This window comes from Streptomyces sp. NPDC028289 (genome assembly GCF_055565975.1).
In genome coordinates this window covers 44,502-63,654 of sequence record NZ_JBVHTI010000014.1, presented here as the reverse complement: position 1 = coordinate 63,654, position 19,153 = coordinate 44,502, and the positions used below count along the sequence as shown (strand labels likewise).

17 protein-coding genes and 1 pseudogene are annotated in these 19,153 nt (G+C 72.2%); 15 read left to right on the top strand and 3 right to left on the bottom strand.

From position 1 onward, the window contains the following. The first annotated feature begins 2 nt into the window (after positions 1-2). The 3 genes from ACZ4UV_RS48115 (at position 3) to ACZ4UV_RS48105 (ending at position 5,667) form a co-directional block, all read left to right on the top strand. Positions 3-1,004, top strand: a complete 1,002-nt coding sequence (locus ACZ4UV_RS48115; RefSeq protein WP_390040650.1) for a methionine synthase — start codon at positions 3-5, stop codon at positions 1,002-1,004. Positions 1,005-1,017: 13 nt separating this feature from the next. Further along, positions 1,018-3,213 (top strand): NAD-dependent DNA ligase LigA, encoded by a 2,196-nt coding sequence (gene ligA / locus ACZ4UV_RS48110; RefSeq protein WP_390040652.1) that lies wholly within the window; start codon positions 1,018-1,020, stop codon positions 3,211-3,213. A 213-nt stretch (positions 3,214-3,426) separates the two neighbouring features. Then, a complete protein-coding gene (locus ACZ4UV_RS48105) occupies positions 3,427-5,667 on the top strand; it encodes a putative bifunctional diguanylate cyclase/phosphodiesterase (RefSeq protein WP_451020164.1) in 2,241 nt (746 codons plus the stop codon). 151 nt (positions 5,668-5,818) lie between these two features. Here the strand turns inward: ACZ4UV_RS48105 and ACZ4UV_RS48100 are convergent. Then, positions 5,819-6,390, bottom strand: a pseudogene (locus ACZ4UV_RS48100) (TetR/AcrR family transcriptional regulator). 96 nt (positions 6,391-6,486) lie between these two features. Between ACZ4UV_RS48100 and ACZ4UV_RS48095 the strand changes: the two are divergent. From ACZ4UV_RS48095 to gatB, 6 genes are all read left to right on the top strand, one after another. After that, positions 6,487-6,858: a DUF4267 domain-containing protein gene (locus ACZ4UV_RS48095; RefSeq protein WP_390040656.1), complete on the top strand. Its 372-nt coding sequence runs from the start codon at positions 6,487-6,489 to the stop codon at positions 6,856-6,858. A gap of 38 nt (positions 6,859-6,896) precedes the next feature. Continuing rightward, the gene (locus tag ACZ4UV_RS48090; RefSeq protein WP_467848206.1) at positions 6,897-7,388 is read left to right on the top strand and encodes a cupin domain-containing protein; all 492 of its coding nucleotides are present in this window, start codon (positions 6,897-6,899) and stop codon (positions 7,386-7,388) included. A gap of 279 nt (positions 7,389-7,667) precedes the next feature. Beyond that, positions 7,668-7,964 carry an Asp-tRNA(Asn)/Glu-tRNA(Gln) amidotransferase subunit GatC gene (gene gatC / locus ACZ4UV_RS48085; protein WP_293990396.1) on the top strand — a complete coding sequence of 99 codons (297 nt, stop codon included), beginning with the start codon at positions 7,668-7,670 and terminating at the stop codon, positions 7,962-7,964. Positions 7,965-7,970: 6 nt separating this feature from the next. After that, positions 7,971-9,464, top strand: a complete 1,494-nt coding sequence (gene gatA, locus ACZ4UV_RS48080) for an Asp-tRNA(Asn)/Glu-tRNA(Gln) amidotransferase subunit GatA (RefSeq protein ID WP_451020166.1) — start codon at positions 7,971-7,973, stop codon at positions 9,462-9,464. Further along, positions 9,461-9,703: a hypothetical protein gene (locus ACZ4UV_RS48075; RefSeq protein WP_123973960.1), complete on the top strand. Its 243-nt coding sequence runs from the start codon at positions 9,461-9,463 to the stop codon at positions 9,701-9,703. The genes gatA and ACZ4UV_RS48075 overlap by 4 nt, the downstream gene beginning before the upstream one ends. 15 nt (positions 9,704-9,718) lie before the next feature. After that, positions 9,719-11,233, top strand: coding sequence for an Asp-tRNA(Asn)/Glu-tRNA(Gln) amidotransferase subunit GatB (gene gatB / locus ACZ4UV_RS48070; protein ID WP_451020167.1), 1,515 nt, complete (start codon positions 9,719-9,721; stop codon positions 11,231-11,233). 57 nt (positions 11,234-11,290) lie between these two features. Here the strand turns inward: gatB and ACZ4UV_RS48065 are convergent, their stop codons facing one another. After that, complete coding sequence (locus tag ACZ4UV_RS48065) at positions 11,291-12,100, bottom strand: SAM-dependent methyltransferase (RefSeq protein WP_451020168.1); 810 nt, start codon at positions 12,098-12,100, stop codon at positions 11,291-11,293. A gap of 186 nt (positions 12,101-12,286) precedes the next feature. Between ACZ4UV_RS48065 and ACZ4UV_RS48060 the strand changes: the two genes are divergently transcribed. From ACZ4UV_RS48060 to ACZ4UV_RS48035, 6 genes are all read left to right on the top strand, one after another. Beyond that, positions 12,287-12,613: a hypothetical protein gene (locus tag ACZ4UV_RS48060; RefSeq protein WP_451020169.1), complete on the top strand. Its 327-nt coding sequence runs from the start codon at positions 12,287-12,289 to the stop codon at positions 12,611-12,613. Between the two features lie 101 nt (positions 12,614-12,714). Further along, complete coding sequence (locus ACZ4UV_RS48055; protein ID WP_390040668.1) at positions 12,715-13,290, top strand: GNAT family N-acetyltransferase; 576 nt, start codon at positions 12,715-12,717, stop codon at positions 13,288-13,290. Positions 13,291-13,325: 35 nt separating this feature from the next. Further along, positions 13,326-13,943: a hypothetical protein gene (locus tag ACZ4UV_RS48050; protein ID WP_451020170.1), complete on the top strand. Its 618-nt coding sequence runs from the start codon at positions 13,326-13,328 to the stop codon at positions 13,941-13,943. 207 nt (positions 13,944-14,150) lie between these two features. Then, positions 14,151-14,354 (top strand): hypothetical protein, encoded by a 204-nt coding sequence (locus ACZ4UV_RS48045; protein WP_451020171.1) that lies wholly within the window; start codon positions 14,151-14,153, stop codon positions 14,352-14,354. Positions 14,355-14,515: 161 nt separating this feature from the next. Beyond that, entirely contained in the window at positions 14,516-17,581 is a 3,066-nt protein-coding gene (locus tag ACZ4UV_RS48040; protein ID WP_451020707.1) for a helix-turn-helix transcriptional regulator, read from the top strand. 22 nt (positions 17,582-17,603) lie between these two features. Continuing rightward, a complete protein-coding gene (locus ACZ4UV_RS48035) occupies positions 17,604-17,825 on the top strand; it encodes a DUF6191 domain-containing protein (RefSeq protein ID WP_467848179.1) in 222 nt (73 codons plus the stop codon). Between the two features lie 21 nt (positions 17,826-17,846). Here the strand turns inward: ACZ4UV_RS48035 and ACZ4UV_RS48030 are convergent, their stop codons facing one another. Further along, positions 17,847-19,004 carry a PQQ-dependent sugar dehydrogenase gene (locus tag ACZ4UV_RS48030; protein ID WP_451020708.1) on the bottom strand — a complete coding sequence of 386 codons (1,158 nt, stop codon included), beginning with the start codon at positions 19,002-19,004 and terminating at the stop codon, positions 17,847-17,849. Positions 19,005-19,153: the final 149 nt, after the last annotated feature.

The window sequence follows — 19,153 nt, the reverse complement described above, 5'->3', positions numbered from 1 at the left end:
ACGTGAACGCAATCTCCGACTTCGGTCCCGCCACAGGCGTCGGCTCGCTTCCCGGCACCGACGCGCGCGAGGCCGCCAAGACCGCGACCGGCAGCTTCGAGGACTTCCCCTTCCTGCCCGAGCTGCCCGCCCGCGGCCCCGGCGCCGACATGATCGGCCGCACCGCGGGCCTGCTCGTCGAGCTGTACGCGCGCGTGGAGCCCAGCGGCTGGCGGCTCGGCGACCGGCCGGGCCGGGACACCCGGCGGGCCCGGTCCTGGCTGGGCGAGGACCTGGACGCGCTGGAGGAGTTCACCCAGGAGTACGCGGGCCCGCTGAAGGTCCAGGCGGTCGGGCCCTGGACCCTCGCCGCCGCCCTGGAGCTGCGCAACGGCGAGTCGGCCCTCTCCGACCCCGGCGCCTGCCGCGACCTGGCCGCCTCCCTCGCCGAGGGCCTGCGGCTGCACCTGGCCGAGGTCCGGCGGCGCATCCCCGGCGCCCGCCCGGTGCTCCAGCTCGACGAGCCGTCCCTCACCGCCGTACTGCGCGGCCAGGTGAAGACCGCCTCCGGCTACCGTACCCACCGCGCGGTCGACCGCCAGGTCGTCGAGTCCACCCTGCGCGACGTGTTCGGCGTGCACGCCGACGGCCCGGTCGTCGTCCACTCCTGCGCCCCGGACGTCCCCTTCGCCCTGCTCCGCCGCGCTGGAGCGGCCGCCGTCTCCTTCGACTTCTCGCTCCTCACCGAACGTGACGACGACGTGATCGGCGAGGCGGTGGAGGCGGGCACCCGGCTCTTCGCCGGTGTCGTGCCGGGCACGGACACGGCATTGTCAGACCCTGCCGGTAGCGTCATGGGTGTCAGGACGCTGTGGCGCAGGCTGGGGCTGCGACCGGGGCTTCTCGCGGAGTCCGTCACGGTCACCCCGGCGTGCGGGCTGGCGGGCGCTTCCCCCGCGTACGCCCGGGAGGCGCTCGCTCACTGCGTCCGGGCGGCGAGATCACTCGCGGACAACCCAGAGTAACGGGAGGAACACGGTGGCCGGCGACAAGCAGCAGGCGGAGACGGCGGTGCCCGCCGAGGCACGGGAGAAGCACGCGCGGCTCGCCGAGCAGATCGAGGAGCACCGCTTCCGGTACTACGTGAAGGACGCCCCCGTCATCAGCGACGCGGAGTTCGACAAGCTCCTCAAGAGCCTGGAGGCGCTGGAGGACGAGCACCCCGGGCTGCGCACGCCCGACTCGCCGACCCAGAAGGTCGCGGGGGCGTACGAGACGGAGTTCACGGCGGTCGAGCACCGCGAGCGGATGCTGTCGCTGGACAACACGTTCAACGACGACGACCTCGCGGCCTGGGCCGAGCGGATCCACAAGGAACTGGGCGACCAGGAGTACCACTTCCTGTGCGAGCTGAAGGTCGACGGTCTCGCCGTCAACCTCACCTACGAGCACGGCCGCCTCACCCGCGCGGCGACCCGCGGCGACGGCCGCACCGGCGAGGACATCACGCCCAACGTCCGTACGATCGCGGAGATCCCGGACCGGCTGGACGGTGAGCGGGTCCCCGACCTGGTCGAGATCCGCGGCGAGGTCTACTTCCCGATGGAGAAGTTCGCCGAGCTCAACGAACGCCTGGTCGCGGCCGGCGACAAGCCGTTCGCCAACCCGCGCAACGCGGCGGCCGGTTCCCTGCGCCAGAAGGACCCGCGGGTCACCGCCTCCCGCCCGCTGCACATGGTCGTCCACGGCATCGGCGCCCTGGCGGGCTTCGAGGGCCTGAACCGGCTCTCCGAGGGCTACGACCTGCTGAAGACCTGGGGACTGCCGACCTCCTCGCACAACAGGGTGGTCGACGACCTCGACGGCGTACGGGAGTTCATCGCCTACTACGGCGAGAACCGGCACTCCGTGGAGCACGAGATCGACGGTGTCGTGGTCAAGCTGGACGAGATCCGGCTCCAGGGGCGCCTCGGCTCGACGGCCCGGGCACCCCGGTGGGCGATCGCGTACAAGTACGCGCCGGAAGAGGTCAACACCAAGCTGATCGACATCAAGGTGGGCGTCGGCCGCACCGGGCGCGTCACGCCGTACGCCCAGGTCGAGCCGGTCACCGTGGCGGGCAGTGAGGTGGAGTTCGCCACCCTGCACAACCAGGAGGTCGTCAAGGCCAAGGGCGTGCTGATCGGCGACACCGTGGTGCTGCGCAAGGCCGGTGACGTCATCCCGGAGATCCTCGGCCCGGTCGTCGACCTGCGCGACGGCAGCGAGCGGGAGTTCGTGATGCCGGCCGAGTGCCCGGAGTGCGGGACGCCGCTGCGGGCCATGAAGGAGGGCGACATCGATCTGCGGTGCCCCAACGCCCGTACCTGCCCCGCCCAGTTGAGAGAGCGGGTGTCCTACCTGGCGGGCCGTGAGTGCCTGGACATCGAGCACTTCGGCGGGGTCGCGGCGGCCGCGCTCACCCGGCCGCTGGAGCCTGCCGACCCGCCGCTGGTCGACGAGGGCGACCTGTTCGACCTCACCGTCGAGAAGCTGCTGCCCATCAAGGCGTACGTCCTCGACCCCGACAGCGGGCTGCCCAAGCGCGACCCCAGGACCGGCGAGGAGAAGGTCGTCACGGTCTTCGCCAACCAGAAGGGCGAGCCCAAGAAGAACACCCTCGCGCTGCTCCAGAAGATCGAGGAGGCGAAGACCCGCCCGCTCGCCCGCTTCCTCAACGGCCTGTCCATCCGGCACGTCGGACCGGTCGCCGCCCAGGCGCTGGCCCGAGAGTTCCGCTCCATCGACCGCATCGAGCAGGCCACCGAGGAGGAGCTGTCGAACATCGACGGCGTCGGCGGCATCATCGCGACCGCGCTCAAGGAGTGGTTCGCCGAGGAGTGGCACCGCGAGATCATCCGAAAGTGGAAGGCCGCCGGCGTCCCGCTGGAGGACGAGTCCACCGGAGAGGACGAGGGACCGCGTCCCCTGGAGGGTCTCACCGTCGTCGTGACTGGAACCCTTGAGCACTACACCCGGGACGGCGCCAAGGACGCACTGCAGACCCGCGGGGCCAAGGTGACGGGCTCGGTGTCGAAGAAGACCGCGTTCGTGGTCGTGGGTGACAACCCCGGATCGAAGTACGACAAGGCGATGCAGCTGAAGGTTCCTGTTCTGAACGAGGACGGATTTGTCGTTCTTTTGGAGCAGGGGCCGGACGCGGCGGCCGAAGTGGCCCTTCCGACCGAGGAGTAGCGGTTGAAGGCCACCCGTTCGGCGCATATCAGATGCATACGGGTGGCCGGGTCGCAATCGGGCAACCGTCTACGACCGCTGCCCGTGGAAGCCTTCTGCGGCCTACTGTTGAGACGTGCGCCTGCCGTGCCCAGCTGCGGTCGGGGCATTCCCGTGCTCCGGCAGGGCACGGACCGCATGGCGTGGGCACCGCCGGCTGTGAGAGGGACGGGAATGGAACCGACCGAGAGCGCCGCCACGGGCGCGCGGCTGACGCTGCGCCGCCGGGCGGGCGCGTGGCGGGGGAGCCGGTGGGCGGTGCGGGGCGACCGGCGCCCCGGCCTGCCGAGCAGGCCGGCGGTGGGCGCCGCGGCGGACGCGCGCGACCCGCTGCCGCTGGCCGCCGTCGAACCGCCGCCCGGCCTGGTCGGCACCGAAAACGAACGCCACCTGTCCTGGCCCGCGCTGCCCGCCGGAGTCGTCGCGGCCGCCGCGTTCGTCCTCGGCGCCGGTTTCTACCGGGCGTTCTCCGACGACCACGCCCTCTTCCCGTCCGGCACGGTCGGCTGGTCGCTGGCCGTGCTGACCGGCATCATCGTCGGCCACCTCGTCCTGCTCGGCCGCGCCCGCTGGTGGGGCGGCACCGGCTCCGGCGCCGCCCTCACCCTCGCCGTCCTCCTGCTGTACGGCTGGGTGCCGGCCGGCATGGTCAGCCTCACCGTCGTCGTCCTGGTCGGCATAGCCAGGCGCCACCGCTGGCGGCAGGGTGTCCTGCACGGCGCGGTGGACATCCTCGGCATCGGCGCCGGCGCGCTGGTGCTCCTCGTCTGCGGACGTGTCCCGACCGTCGAGTCGCCCTGGAACCCCGGCAGCTGGAGCGTCGCCACCGCTCCCGAGGTCGTGCTCGTCGCGGCCGCCTACCTCGCCGTCACCCGCGCCCTGCTCTGGTACCTGCACGCACCGCGCGGCGGCGGCCTGCCCACCGTCGCCCGCACCGCCCTGATGCGCCAGGGCCTGGTCGCCGTCGCCCTGCTCGGCATAGCCCCGCTGATCTGCGTGGTCGCCGTCGCCCAGCCGCTGCTGCTCCCGCTGTTCTCCATCCCGCTGGTCGCCCTCGACTCCACCCTGTGGATAGCCCGGGCCCGCGCCGAGGAACAGTTGCGCGACCCGCTGACCGGACTGCCCAACCGGCAGTGGCTCCTGGAGCGGATCTGGACCGCCCTCGACGACGCCGAACGCATCGGCGCCCGCTCCGCCCTCATGCTGATCGACCTCGACCGGTTCCGTTCGGTCAATGACACGCTCGGTCATCTCGCCGGTGACCGGCTGCTCCTTCAGATAGCCGACCGGCTGCGGGCGGCGCTGCCACGCGGTGCGGAGGCGGCCCGGCTCGGCGGCGACGAGTTCGCGGTCTTACTCCCGGTCGCCGACTCCACGACCTCGGCCACCCGGGTGGCCCGAGGCCTGGTCACGGCCCTCTCCTCCCCGCTCGACCTCGACGGCCTCACCCTCGTCCTGGAGGCCAGCGCGGGTGTCGCCGTCTTCCCCGACCACGCGCTCGACGCGGAGGGGCTGCTGCGGAGGGCGGACGTGGCGATGTACCAGGCGAAGCGGGACCGTACGGGCGTCGAGGTGTACGAGTCCAAGCGGGACTCCAACACCCCCGACCGGCTCGGCCTGCTGGGCGACCTGCGGCGCGCCCTGGACGCCCACGAGGTGCAGCTGCACTACCAGCCGAAGGTCCGCTTCGACGGGCAGGTGGCGGGGCTCGAGGCGCTGGTGCGATGGGTGCACCCGGAGCGGGGGAAGGTGCCGCCGGACGAGTTCATAGCGATCGCCGAGTCGTCCGGGCTGATGCCCCATCTGACGGAGTACGTGCTGGAGACCGCGCTCGGGCAGGTCGCCGAGTGGCGGGCGCAGGGGCTGCGGGTGCCGGTGGCGGTCAACGTCTCGCCGCGCGACGTCCACACACCGGGGTTCGCGGGCCTGGTGGCGGCGCGGCTGGCGCGGCACGGCGTTCCGGCCGGGGCGCTGCAGCTGGAGATAACCGAGCATGTGCTGCTGGAGGACCCGCAGCGGGCCGCCGACACCCTCGCGGGGCTGAACGGGCACGGTGTGAAGATGTCCCTCGACGACTTCGGCACCGGGTACTCGTCGCTCGTGCATCTGCGGCGGCTGCCGGTGAGCGAGCTGAAGATCGACCGGTCCTTCGTGGCCCGGCTGGCGGTCGACAACGAGGACGCGGAGATCGTGCGCTGCACGGTCGACCTCGCGCATTCGCTCGGGCTGCTGGTGGTCGCGGAGGGGGTGGAGGACGACGAGACGTGGGAGCGGCTGCGGGACCTGGGGTGTGACGCCGTGCAGGGGTGGCTGGTCGCGGCCGCGATGCCGCCGGAGGAGACCACGGCGTGGTTGCTCGCGCGGGGGTCGCGGGGGTGGCAGCGGCCGCGGGCGGCGTTGCCGGCCGCCGAGTAGTCGCCCACCCGCCCGCCCGTTCACCGTTTCCCAAGAGGTGAGCGTCCGCCGTGGGGGTGCGGTGTCGGTGGCGGCTGCGGGTGCGTTGTGGTTGCTCGCGCAGTTCCTCGCGCCCCTGAGAGACAAAAGACAAAAGACGGGGCGCTGACAGCTACTTGGCGCTGAAGTGGTCGACCAGCAGCGCCAGCCTCGTCTCGTGGGCCTCCTCGGGGCGGCGGCCGCTGCGCATCAGGGTCACCAGGCCGTGCAGGGCCGCCCAGAAGGTCTCCGTCAGGATACCGGCGTTCTCCTCGTCGCCGGTGATCGGCTGGACCACCCCGAGAATCTCGCCGAACGCCGCCTGCAGGGCCTCCGGGGCCTCGGGGGTCGCGAAGGCAGATCCACCAGGTGGGTGAACATCGCGTCGTAGAGGGCCGGGCGGCGGGCGAACGAGGTGCACGTGGCCGCCACCGCGGCCAGTGCTTCCCGGGTGCCCTTCGCCGAAGCGCGGGCCGCCCGTAGCTCCACCGCCAGGTCCGCGCAGCCCTGGACGGCCACCGCCGCCATGATCGCGTCCTTGCCCTTGAAGTGGCTGTGGAGGACCGGCTGGCTGTACTCGATCTCGGCGGCCAGGCGACGGGTCGTCACCGCGTCCCAGCCCTCCGTCTCGGCGAGTTCACGGGCGGCCGTGACGATCAGCTCGCGCTCTGCCCGTTCGCGTTCCCGGCGGTTCTGAATCGACATGCTCTGGATTCTAGCAGTGCTAGTCAATCTGTCGATGCTCTGCTAGCTTCGCTGTCAGTCCTAGCGCCGCTAGAAAACAACCCACAGGGGGCCCTCATGACCGTCACCGCCTACACGCTCGCCGTCCTGCTCGACCTGTTCTGCCTGTTCCTCGGCTACCGGTTCCTGTTCCAGCCGGGGCCCGCCGCCGCCGGCTACGGCGTCCCCGCCGACCCGAAGGGCGACGCCGCCGCCTACCTCACGGTCAAGGGCCTCAGGGACGGCACGCTCGGCGTCATGGGGCTCGCGCTGCTGGCCTTCGCCGGTGCGCACGCCGAGGCCTGGTTCATGCTGTGCGTGGCACTCATACCGTTCGGGGACACGGTGACCGTGCTCCGGAACGGCGGGGCCAAGGCGGTCGCCTACGGGATCCACTTCGCCACCGCGATCGTTGTACTGATCAGCGCCGTCCTGCTGTTCCTCGTCTGACCGCTCGCGACACGTCGTCATCAACAGGGGGTTCTGCAATGTCGTTGTTCGTGCCGAAGTTCGACGAGTCCGTGATCGTGCGGGAGGCCGACGCCGAGGTCGTCGGCGGTGACCCGGTCGGTGTCAGGTTGCTCGCCGACAGCAGTGCCACCGGCGGCGCGCTCTCCACCGTGCGTGTCACGCTGGGGGAGGGCGCCGACGGCGCCGTGCCGCATCTGCACCGCAACTCCGCGGAGCTGTTCTACCTGCTCGACGGCGCCGCCGAGCTGCTCTCCGGCGACGACGTCGTCACCGCCGAACGCGGCGACCTGGTCGTCGTACCGCCCGGGAAGCCGCACGCCTTCGCCGCCGTCCCGGGCAGCACCGCGGACATCCTGATCGTCATCACGCCGGGTGCGGAGCGCTTCGAGTACTTCCGCCACCTCCAGCGCCTGCGACTGGGTGAGGCCACCCTGGAGAGCCTCCTGGAGGTGCAGGAGCGCTACGACAACCACTTCCTGCGCAGCACGGCCTGGGAGAAACGCCACTGAGACCCGATGGATAGGGGGCCCGGGCAAACCGTTTAACAGCCACCGGGCCCCGCCCCATAGGATTGGGCACTGGCGTCACATTTCCGCCTGCCTCGCGACGCCTGGCACGCGCGCTCGCCGCGTTGCCGAATCGCCCACGTGGCTCCGCCACGAGGGCGCTCCGGCGCCTTGCGATCGCACGCACCAGACGCCGCGAGGCCCGCCCTTCGGGCGGACGGCGGAAATGTGACGCCAGCACCCCGCTCCAAACCACACACACTCACCCCAGAGGAACGCTGCATGCCTGGCATCACGCGCGAGGAGGTCGCCCACCTCGCCCGGCTGGCGCGTCTGGAGCTGAAGCCCGAAGAACTCGAACACTTCGCCGGCCAGCTGGACGACATCATCGGCGCGGTCGCCCGCGTCAGCGAGGTCGCCGACCAAGACGTACCGCCGACCTCGCACCCGCTGCCCCTGACGAACGTCATGCGCGCGGACGAGGTCCGTCCCTCGCTCACCCCCGTGCAGGCGCTCTCCGGCGCCCCGGCCCAGGAGCAGCAGCGTTTCAAGGTGCCGCAGATCCTGGGGGAGGACTAGACAGCCATGACGGACATCATCAAGCTCGGCGCCGCCGAGATCGCCGCGAAGATCGCCGCCGGCGAGCTCACGGCAGTCGAGGTCACCGAGGCGCACCTGGCCCGGATCGAGGCCGTCGACGAGAAGGTGCACGCCTTCCTGCACGTCGACCGCGAGGGCGCCCTGGCGCAGGCCCGTGCCGTCGACGAGAAGAAGGCCAGGGGCGAGAAGCTCGGCCCGCTCGCCGGCGTACCGCTCGCGCTCAAGGACATCTTCACCACCGAGGGCGTGCCGACCACGGTCGGCTCGAAGATCCTCGAAGGCTGGATCCCGCCGTACGACGCCACGCTCACCAAGCGGCTGAAGGCCGCCGACGTGGTCATCCTCGGCAAGACCAACATGGACGAGTTCGCCATGGGGTCCAGCACCGAGAACAGTGCCTACGGGCCGACCGGCAACCCGTGGGACCTCACCAAGATCCCCGGTGGTTCCGGTGGCGGCTCGTCCGCCGCCCTCGCCTCCTTCCAGGCGCCGCTCGCCATCGGTACCGACACCGGCGGCTCCATCCGCCAGCCGGCCGCCGTCACCGGCACGGTCGGCGTGAAGCCGACGTACGGCGCGGTGTCGCGGTACGGCATGGTCGCCTTCTCCAGCTCCCTGGACCAGGGCGGCCCGTGCGCCCGTACGGTCCTGGACGCGGCCCTCCTGCACGAGGTCATCGCCGGACACGACCCGATGGACTCCACCTCCATCGACGCGCCCGTGCCCCCCGTGGTCGAGGCCGCCCGCAACGGCAGCGTGGCCGGTATGCGCGTCGGTGTCGTCAAGCAGTTCCGCGGCGAGGGCTACCAGGCCGGCGTCATCCAGCGCTTCGACGAGTCCGTCGCCCTCCTCAAGGAACTGGGCGCAGAGATCGTCGAACTGGACTGCCCGTCCTTCGACCTCGCGCTGTCGGCGTACTACCTCATCGCGCCCAGCGAGTGCTCGAGCAACCTCGCCCGCTTCGACGGCCTGCGCTACGGCCTGCGGACCGGCGACGACGGCGGCCACTCCGCCGAAGAGGTGACCTCGCTCACCCGTGAGGCGGGCTTCGGTCCCGAGGTCAAGCGCCGCATCATGCTCGGCACCTACGCGCTGTCCAGCGGGTACTACGACGCGTACTACGGCTCCGCCCAGAAGGTCCGCACGCTCATCACGCGGGACTTCGAGAAGGCCTTCGAGCAGGTGGACGTCATCGTGTCGCCCACGACGCCGACCACCGCCTTCGCGATCGGCGAGCGCGCCGACGACCCGATGGCGATGTACCTGGCCGACCTGTGCACCATCCCGACGAACCTCGCGGGCAACGCGGCGATGTCGCTGCCCTGCGGTCTCGCCCCGGAGGACAACCTCCCGGTGGGCCTGCAGATCATCGCCCCGGCGCTGAAGGACGACCGCCTTTACAAGGTCGGCGCCGCCGTCGAGGCCGCCTTCGTGGAAAAGTGGGGCCACCCGCTCCTTGAGGAGGCACCGTCGCTGTGAGCAACGCACTGTCGAAGGCCAAGGGCTTCAAGAAGTCGAAGTCCGGTACGTACCTGTCCATGGCCACCACCGCGTTCGGCGCGGTCGGTGTCGCCAAGCAGATCAAGAAGGCCCGCGCCGAGCACGACACGCTCCGGCTCATCGACGCCACCGTGTCCGCCGTCGCGATCGTCACCGGCCTCGCCATCCTCTACCGCGAGCTGAAGCGGCTGGGCGACGACGACGTCCTGCTGGGCTGAGAGGGAAGTTTCACCGTGACCACCACGACCGACCTGGTGTCGTACGAGGACGCGCTGGCGTCCTACGACCCCGTCATGGGCCTCGAGGTCCATGTCGAACTCGGCACCAAGACGAAGATGTTCTGCGGCTGTTCGACCGAGCTGGGCGCCGAGCCCAACTCGCAGACCTGCCCGACCTGCCTCGGCCTGCCCGGCGCGCTCCCGGTCGTCAACGCGACCGGCGTCGAGTCCGCCATCAAGATCGGCCTCGCGCTGAACTGCGAGATCGCCGAGTGGTGCCGCTTCGCCCGGAAGAACTACTTCTATCCGGACATGCCGAAGAACTTCCAGACCTCCCAGTACGACGAGCCGATCGCCTTCAACGGCTACCTCGACGTGCAGCTGGAGGACGGGGAGTCCTTCCGCGTGGAGATCGAGCGCGCCCACATGGAGGAGGACACCGGCAAGTCGACCCACGTCGGCGGCGCCACCGGCCGTATCCACGGCGCGTCCCACTCCCTGCTCGACTACAACCGCGCCGGCATCCCGCTCATCGAGATCGTCACCAAGCCGATCGAGGGCGCGGGCGAGCGGGCTCCGGAGGTCGCGCGGGCGTACGTCCGTGAGCTGCGCGAGGTCATCCGGGCGCTCGGCGTGTCCGAGGCCCGCATGGAGATGGGGCAGATGCGCTGCGACGTGAACCTGTCGCTGCGCCCCAACGGCACCGACAAGTTCGGCACGCGCTCCGAGACCAAGAACGTGAACTCGCTGCGGTCCGTGGAGCGTGCGGCCCGCTTCGAGATCATGCGGCACGCGGCCGTGCTGTCCTCCGGCGGGACGATCGTCCAGGAGACCCGGCACTTCCACGAGGACACCGGTTCGACGACCTCGGGCCGCGTGAAGGAGGAGGCCGAGGACTACCGGTACTTCCCGGAGCCCGACCTGGTCCCCGTGGCGCCCTCGCGCGAGTGGGTCGAGGAGATCCGCGCCGCGCTGCCGGAGATGCCGCTGGCCCGCCGCAACCGGCTGCTCGCCGAGTGGGGCATCTCCGCGGTGGAGATGCAGGCGATCATCAACGCCGCCGCGCTGGACCTGATCGTCGCCACCATCGACGCCGGGGCCGACGCGGCCTCCGCCCGCAAGTGGTGGATGGGCGAACTGGCACGCAGCGCCAACGAGTCGGGCACCTCGCTCGACGAGCTGGCGATCACCCCGGCGCAGGTCGCCCGGGTCACCGAGCTGGTCTCGAAGGGTGACCTGAACGACAAGCTGGCCCGGCAGGTCATCGAGGGCGTCCTCGCGGGCGAGGGCACCCCGGACGAGGTCGTCGACAAGCGCGGTCTGAAGGTCGTCTCCGACGAGGGCGCGCTCGCCGCCGCCGTCGAGGAGGCCATCGCCGGCAACCCGGGCGTCGCCGACAAGATCCGCGGCGGCAAGGTGGCCGCGGCCGGTGCCCTGGTCGGCGCGGTCATGAAGGCGACCCGCGGCCAGGCCGACGCGGCCCGCGTCAAGGAGCTGATCCTGGAGAAGCTGGGCGTCAGCGAGGGCTGAGCGGCAGCCACGCACCTGGTACGGCCCCGGAGGCGCTGCCTCCGGGGCCGTACCGCGTCACAGGCGGCGGCCCACGATCCGGGCGAAGCCGAGCAGCTGCCCCCGGTCCGCCTTCACCAGCTCCACCGACTCCCGGGCCATCCGGGCCATCTCCGGGTCCGGGCTCTCCGCGGCGCACACCTCGCTCCACAGCAGCCAGTCGCGCCAGCCGTCCTCCAGCCAGTCGGCGGCCTCGACCTGCACGGCTCCGCTGCGGGTCCAGTGCCGGTGCCACCAGCCGGGGGAGTGGAACGCCCAGAAGCCGGGGTCCCAGTGCGCCCTCAGGTGCTCGGGCGGCTCGGCGCCGGCCAGTTCCTCGCGCACCGCGGGCACGACGATCCCGATCCGGCCGCCGGGCTTCAGCAGCCGGGTGAGCGTGGGCAGATAGAGGTCGGCGGTGCCGAAGTACTGGTACGCGTCGACCGAGACGATCGCGTCGAAGCCGCCCTCGGCGAAGGGCAGGTCGTGCGCTTCCACGTGCACCGGCTGCACGCGGTCGGCGAACCCCGCCTCGGCGATCCGCCCGGCGTTGTCGTCGGGACTGATCCACAAATCCGCGGCGGTGACCTGGGCGTGGAACTCCCTGGCCAGGAAGATCGAGGTCATCGCCCGGCCGCAGCCCAGGTCGAGCACGCGCGCGCAGGGGCGCAGGGTATCCAGGCCGAGGGCGGGGGCCAGCCACTCCAGCAGCCACAGGGCGTGCGGGCCCATCTGGTTCTCGACGGCCCAGCGGGCGTCGTAGGTACTGCTGAGCGGGTACCGGGGCAGGGTCAGACGGTCAGTGAGTGAGGCGTCCTTCGACGGTGCGGGAGAGACGGCGTCGGACATGACTGAACGGGCTCCTTGTGATCTTCGTAGTGGAAGGCGATGCGTAGGAGCTCGTTCGAACCGTCAAACAATGCACCCGCTTCGGTCGTCGGCGAGGAGCCGGTCGGTGCTGACCAGCGGAAGCTAGCAGTTGTCCACCTGGTTCGCAGCCGGTTTCCTCAGCTGCGGGTACTACGCTCGCCCGCCATGACCGCACACGCCGAATCCGACGCCGAACCCGAGATACCCGGGGTGGAGGCCGCGGACGACGTGGGCGAGGACCTCTACGAGGACGCCCGTCGGGCCCGCTGGACCGCCACCGTGACCGGGGCGCTGCTGGCCCTGATGGGGCTCACCGCCGCGTCGATGAGAGTGGGCGGGGGCGTGCCCGCCCTGGTGCCGGCCGCCTACGGCTCCGGATCCGCCGTGTGCGTGCTCGCCGGATGGCTCGGGGCCCGCGGCCGGACCCGCTGGGCCCTCTGGCTGATGATCCTGGGCACCATGGTGATGGCGCTCGGCGACCAGTTCGACTGACACACCCGCCCCCCGGACCGGCGTCGGGCCGCCCGGGTGCCCCGACGCGCATGAGAGGCTCGACGGGTCGGCCGAGGACGTGGTGGAACTGGAGAAGCACGATGTACGCGATATCGCTGGGTGACGACGGCGCCGAACTGCGCCCACTGGAGCCCTGGCACGCCGAGGAGTTCCTGGCCCACCTGGAGCGCGGGCGGGAGTTCATCGGACAGTTCATCTCCTTCGGCTCCAAGGAGACGGACGTGCCCGCCGCACGGGCCATGCTCCAGCGGTACGCCGACCTGCGGGCCGCCGACACCGGCTCCCTGCACGGCCTGTGGCTGGAGGGCACGCTCGTCGGCGGGGTGCTCTTCCTGAACTTCGACGCCGAACGCGGGAACGCCGAGGTCGGCTGCTGGCTGGAGCCGGCCGGCACCGGGCGCGGACTCGTCACGCGCGCGATGCGGGTACTGCTCGACTTCGCGGTCGAGCAGCGCGGCATCCACCGGATCGAGTGGGTCGCCGCCTCGGGCAACGAGCCCAGCCTGAACGTGGCCCGGCGGCTGGGGATGACCCGCGATGGCGTACGCCGCCAGGCGCACCCCTATGGTGGCCTACGGCACGACCTGGAGGTGTGGTCGATCCTCGCCCCGGAATGGCGTGAAGCACGCGCGCGTGCCGCAGAGAACGATCATTAAGACGCCTCTCAGACAGGATCCGTACGGTGCCGGACATGGGAACCAAGACAGCTGACGAGACCGGTGCCGAGACGGGCGCCGAAGCCACGACCGACGAGGAGAAGGTGAGCGTCACCAAGAGCGCCGACGACGTGGCGGAGTCTGCTACCGAGGCCGCCGACGGCACGCACGCCGACCTTGACGCGGAGGGCGCGGAGGACGCCGAGGACCTGGTGGACGACGCCGACCTCGCCGGGGACCCGGCCGAGGCCGAGGGCCCGTCCGGGGTCGGCCAGGGCGCCGCCGCCGTCGTCTCCGTCGCGCTCGGCCTGGTCTCCCTCACGGGTGGCTGGATCGGTACGGTGGCCGCCGCCCGCGAGACCCTCGTCGGCCAGCTCCAGACCTCGTCGACCGCGAGCGTCGCCAAGCAGGTCAAGGAGGTGTACGGCGACGCGTGGGCGACCACCGCGCTGTGGGCCGGCCTGTTCGCGCTGGCCGCGCTGCTCACCGGCGTCGTGGTGCTGGCCCGGCCCGCCTTCGGCGCCCCCGGCAGGCCGCAGGCGCCGTGGATCAAGTCGGTCGCCTGGGCGGGTGTCGCGCTCGGCGTCATCGGCCTGCTGCTGGCCGTCCTCAAGTACTCCGACGCACTCCTCGGACTGCCGTCGACCAGCTGAGCCGACCGCGACGGCCCAGGTCAGAAGGGGCCTTAGGGCGTCCGTAAGCACCTTACGGACGGTCTGAGGCCCCTTATGCGTGTCCGGGGCCGGGCGGCCCCGCGAAGATGCGGAACTCTCCCGATGTGGCGCACCCCCCTGGGAGACGAAGGTGGAGGCATCGCAAGAAGCGAAGCCCAACCACCCACTCTCACAAGGGAACCCACCATGTTCGAGTACGAACTCCACCGGATCCGCTCCGCCGAACTGCGTCGGCAGGCCGACGACGCCCGTCTCGTCCGCGAGGCCGTCCGCTCCCGCCGCGCCGCCCGCCGGGAGGCACGGGCAGCCGGGACGGCGGGCGAGGTCCCGGCGGCGCAGGAGGCCCATACCGACCGCCGTGGCCGGCGCCGGCTCCCGCGCGCCGCGTGAACAGGGGACGGCCGGGCGGGGCAGACCGCCCGGCGACCGGGAACGGGGAAGCCGGTGGCCGCACGGGGGTCGGCCACCGGCTTCCCCCGTTGCCGTCCACCGGTACGACAAGCGCACCGGTGCTGTGGAAAACCGCTGCCGTGGGCTCCGGGCTCCATGCCATGCTCTGGCCTGTGGAAACCAGGTCCGTGAGTCCCGTGTTCGTAGGCCGCAACGACGAGTTGGACACACTGAACGACGCGCTCGACCGCGCCGGGGCCGCCGAGCCGCAGGCGCTGCTGCTCGGCGGCGAGGCCGGCGTCGGCAAGACCCGGCTGGTGGAGGAGTTCGCCACCGCCGCCTGCCGCAGGGGCGCGGTCGTCGCCCTGGGCGGCTGCGTGGAGATCGGCGCCGACGGGCTGCCGTTCGCCCCCTTCTCCACTGCCCTGCGCGCGCTGCGGGCCGCCCTGCCCGACGAACTGGCCGAGGCCGCCGCCGGCCAGGAGGACGAGCTGGCCCGGCTGCTGCCCGAATTCGGCGAGGCCACCTCCGGCCGCCACGACGAACAGGGCATGGCCCGCCTCTTCGAACTCACCGCACGCCTCCTGGAGCGGGTCGCCGCCGAGCGCACGGTGGTCGTCGCCCTGGAGGACCTGCACTGGGCGGACGCCTCCACCCGCCACCTCCTCGCCTACCTGCTGCGCACCCTGCGCACCGGCCGGCTCGTCGTCCTCGCCACCTACCGCTCCGACGACATCCACCGCCGCCACCCGCTGCGCCCCTTGCTCGCCGAACTCGACCGGCTGCGCACCGTCCGCCGCCTCGAACTCGCCCGGTTCACGCGCGAGGAGGTCGGCCGCCAGATCGCCGGCATCCTCGCCGCCGAACCCGACCCCGCCCAGGTCGACGACATCTTCGAACGCTCCGACGGCAACGCCTTCTTCGTCGAGGAACTCGCCGTGGCCGGTGCCGAGGGCTGCTGCACCGGACTCACCGACTCACTGCGCGACCTGCTCCTGGTCCGGGTCGAGGCACTGCCCGAGAGCGCCCAGCGGGTGGCCCGGGTCGTCGCCGAGGGCGGCTCCACCGTCGAGTACCGGCTGCTCGCCGCCGTCGCCCAGCTTGCCGAGGACGACCTCATCGAGGCGCTGCGGGCCGCCGTCGGCGCCAACCTCCTCACCGCCACCCCCGCCGGCGACGGCTACCGCTTCCGGCACTCCCTGGTCCGCGAGGCCGTCGCCGACGACCTGCTGCCCGGCGAACGCTCCCGGCTCAACCGCCGCTACGCCGAGGCCCTGGAGGCCGACCCCCAGCTGGTCCCGGCCGACGCGCGCGTGACCCGCCTGGCCAGCTACTGGTACCAGGCCCACGACCCGGCCAAGGCCCTGCCCGCTGCCCTCGACGCCTCCGTCGTGGCCCGCCGCCGGCACGCCTACAGCGAGCAACTGCGGCTTCTGGAGCGGGCGATGGAGCTGTGGGACACCGCCCCCGAGGAGATCCGTGCGGCCCTGCGCCCCGTCGACTACACCGACGTCTACCCTCCCCCACTGCCCGAAAGCCGTGGGGGGACCCCCAGCGGCTGCGATCCCGCGTCCACCCCGCTGCGCTATCTCGACCTGATGGCGGAGGCGGCCGTCGCCGGCCGCTTCTGCGGGGAGCGCGAACGCGCTCTGAAGATCACCAAGAAGGCGCTGCGGATCCTCCAGGACGAGCACGACCCGCAGCGCGCCGCCTGGTTCTGGGTGCAGCGCTCCCGGCTGGTCCAGGGCCTCGCCCGCGGCGACGGCTGGCAGGAACTCGGCACCGCCCAGGACCTCGTGCGCGGCCTGCCGCCGTCCGAGGTGCACGCCGACGTGCTGGCCAACGCCGCCGCCTGGTCCATGCTGCACGAGCCGGGCCCCGAGGCCTTCGCCGCCGCCGAACGGGCCGTCGAGTACGCGCGGATGGTGGGCGCCCGCGAGATCGAGCTCAACGCGCGCGTCACTCTGGGCTGCCTCATGGTCGACGCGGGTGACGTCGACAACGGCCTGGCGGAGCTGGAGCGCGTCAAGGACGCCGCGCTCCAGGAGGGCGTCGCCCATGTCGCGGGCCGCGCCTACACGAACCTCCCCTCCGAGCTGGAGTCGGTGGGCCGCTCCCGGGAGGCGGTGCCGATCCAGCGCGAGGGCATCGCCTTCGCCCGCAGATACGGCCTGCTGGACGCCGAGGCATGGATCTGGGGCAACCTCTCCGAGTCGCTGTACGCGCTCGGCCAGTGGGACGAGGCCGCCGAAGCCGCCGCGGGCGCCCTCGGCTCCGCGGCCAGCGCCAAGCCCCGGGGCGCCGGCGCCCTGCACTTCGCCCATGTCGCCCTCGCCCGGGGCGACACGGCTGAGGCCGCCCGCCGGCTGGCCGTCGCACGCGCCCACTACGGCACCCACGACCCGATGCCCCAGGCCCAGCTGCCGGTCGCCCGGATCGCGATCGGCGTCGCCGCCGAGGAGGGCAGGATCCTCGACGCCCGCGCCGAGCTGGACCGCGCCCTGGCGGCCGGCTTCCCGCCCGGCACCCATCGCTACGGCTGGCCCCTGCTGCTGGCCGCCGCGACCGCCGAGGCCGACGCCCGCGCCCTGCCCGCGGCGGCCGAGGGCCGCGCCGAGGCGCTCGACCGGCTCGCCGAGGCCGCCCGCAAGCTCACCACCGGCGCACCCCTCTGGCAGGCGTACGAGCGCTGGACCCGCGCCGAGCTGCTCCGCGCGCGGGGCACCGGCACCGCCGCCGTCTGGTCGGACGTGGTCACCGGTTTCGAGCGCCTGGACCGCCCCTACGACCTCGCCCGGGTCCGCCGCCGCCTCGCCCAGGCCCTGCTCGAAGAGGCCACCGGCGACGACGAACGCGACCGCGCGACGGAACTCCTCCGGCTGGCCGGGGCTGTCGCCGACCACCTGGGCGCCCGCCCGCTCGCCGAGGCCGTCGCCCTCCTCGCCCAGCGCGCCCGCCTCACCCTCACCACCCGCGCCGCCCCCCGGGCCCTCGACCCCGCCGAGAGCCTCGGCCTCACCAGCCGGGAGCGCGACGTCCTGCGCCTGGTCTCGGCCGGCCGTACCAACCGCCAGATAGCCGAGGAGCTCTTCATCTCCCCGAAGACCGCGAGCGTCCACGTCTCGAACATTCTGGGCAAGCTGGGCGTTGCAGGGAGGGGCGAGGCGGCGGCGGTGGCACACAGACTGGGGATGTTCCCCGTCGAGGCCCTCGGCCCGACCAGGTAAGGGGACCGGCACAGGAGGCACCGTGTTCAACATGTTCGAGGAGCTGTTCGCACCCGGCCGCAAACACACCCACGAGGAGCAGAAGCGGCTGGAGCTGACCAGGGAGGACGTGGGGGACACGGACCCGGGACGCGGGCCGATAGACCTCGCGTCCGGCAAGGTCGTCATCCGGCTCCCGCAGCAGGAGCCCGCGGCGGAGTCCGAAGGGGAGCCTTCAGCGGACTCGGGGGACGACGAGACGTGAGCGGCGCCGCCCCCGCCGCGCCTACCTCACCTCCAGCTCCAGGATCCGGTCGTCGCCCGCCTTCGGCTTGCCCCGTCCGTCGGTGTTGCTGGTCACCAGCCACACCTTGTCGCCGCCGGCCGCGACGACCGTGCGGAGGCGGCCGTACTCACCGGTGAGGAAGGCCTGCGGAGCCGCGGCCGCGGTCGTGCCGTCCAGCGGGATGCGCCACAGCCGCTGCCCCTTCAGACCGGCCATCCAGATGACGCCGTCGACGTAGGCGATGCCGCTGGGTGAGGCGTCGTCCGTGTGCCACTGGGCGATCGGGTTGACGTACTTCGGGTCCGACGACCTGCCCTCCGCGTTCGGCCAGCCGTAGTCGCCGCCGGGCTTGACGGCGTTCAGCTCGTCCCAGGTGTCCTGCCCGAACTCCGAGGCGAACAGCCGCTGCCGGTCGTCCCAGGCGAGGCCCTGGACGTTGCGGTGGCCGTAGGTGTAGACGGGGGAGTCCGGGAACGGGTTGCCGGGAGCCGGGTCACCCTCCGGCGTCAGCCGCAGGATCTTCCCGCCGAGCGAGCCCTTGTCCTGTGCGAGGCCCCGCTGCCCGCTCTCGCCGGTCCCCGCGTAGAGCATGCCGTCCGGGCCGAAGGCGATCCGTCCGCCGTTGTGGATGAACCCCTTCGGAATGCCCTTGAAGATCGTGTCGGGCGCGCCCAGCTGCTCCTTGGCCGGCTTGCTCCCGTCCCAGAGCATCCGGACGATGCGGTTGTCGGAGGCCGACGTGAAGTACGCGTAGATCATGTGGTCGGAGGCGAAGTCGGGGGAGAGCGCGATCCCCAGCAGGCCCCCTTCACCCGCCGCGGACACCCCGGAGACCACCCCCAGCTCCGTGATCTTCCCGGTCTTCTCGTCGACCTTGCTGATCGTCCCGTCGTCGCGGTCGGACACCAGCAGCCCCGCCCCGTCCGGCAACGGCGCCAGCCCCCAGGGCGACTTCAGCCCCTCGGCGACGGTACGCAGCACTTTCACCGACCCCTTGGCAGGGGCGGCGGACTCGGTGGCCCCGGCCGACGCGGAGGCCCCGGTGGAGTTCACCGACGACCCCCCGGCCCAGGACGGTGTGGGCAGATCCCCGCCCCCGCCCCCGGAGGAACACCCCGCCACCAGCAGGAGTCCGGCCGCGGCCAACAAGGCGGGCACAGCTCGACGTTGCACGGTCACGGTCCCTTCGAACGGCCTGGCCCCTCCGACCGACGGTAGTACAACGCGCCCCTTCAGGGGCGCGGGGAACTGCGCGACCAGCCCCCACGGCGCCGCACCGGACCACCGGCAGAACGCGGCACCTTCTA

What these genes read in the sequence shown, in the direction of transcription:
- ACZ4UV_RS48105 (WP_451020164.1), top strand. Translation starts at nt 3,427, where the DNA reads ATGGAACCGACCGAGAGCGCCGCCACGGGCGCGCGGCTGACGCTGCGC.
- ACZ4UV_RS48095 (WP_390040656.1), top strand. Translation starts at nt 6,487, where the DNA reads ATGACCGTCACCGCCTACACGCTCGCCGTCCTGCTCGACCTGTTCTGC.
- ACZ4UV_RS48090 (WP_467848206.1), top strand. Translation starts at nt 6,897, where the DNA reads ATGTCGTTGTTCGTGCCGAAGTTCGACGAGTCCGTGATCGTGCGGGAG.
- gatC (WP_293990396.1), top strand. Translation starts at nt 7,668, where the DNA reads ATGCCTGGCATCACGCGCGAGGAGGTCGCCCACCTCGCCCGGCTGGCG.
- gatA (WP_451020166.1), top strand. Translation starts at nt 7,971, where the DNA reads ATGACGGACATCATCAAGCTCGGCGCCGCCGAGATCGCCGCGAAGATC.
- ACZ4UV_RS48065 (WP_451020168.1), bottom strand. Translation starts at nt 12,100, where the DNA reads ATGTCCGACGCCGTCTCTCCCGCACCGTCGAAGGACGCCTCACTCACT.
- ACZ4UV_RS48060 (WP_451020169.1), top strand. Translation starts at nt 12,287, where the DNA reads ATGACCGCACACGCCGAATCCGACGCCGAACCCGAGATACCCGGGGTG.
- ACZ4UV_RS48055 (WP_390040668.1), top strand. Translation starts at nt 12,715, where the DNA reads ATGTACGCGATATCGCTGGGTGACGACGGCGCCGAACTGCGCCCACTG.
- ACZ4UV_RS48050 (WP_451020170.1), top strand. Translation starts at nt 13,326, where the DNA reads ATGGGAACCAAGACAGCTGACGAGACCGGTGCCGAGACGGGCGCCGAA.
- ACZ4UV_RS48045 (WP_451020171.1), top strand. Translation starts at nt 14,151, where the DNA reads ATGTTCGAGTACGAACTCCACCGGATCCGCTCCGCCGAACTGCGTCGG.
- ACZ4UV_RS48040 (WP_451020707.1), top strand. Translation starts at nt 14,516, where the DNA reads ATGCTCTGGCCTGTGGAAACCAGGTCCGTGAGTCCCGTGTTCGTAGGC.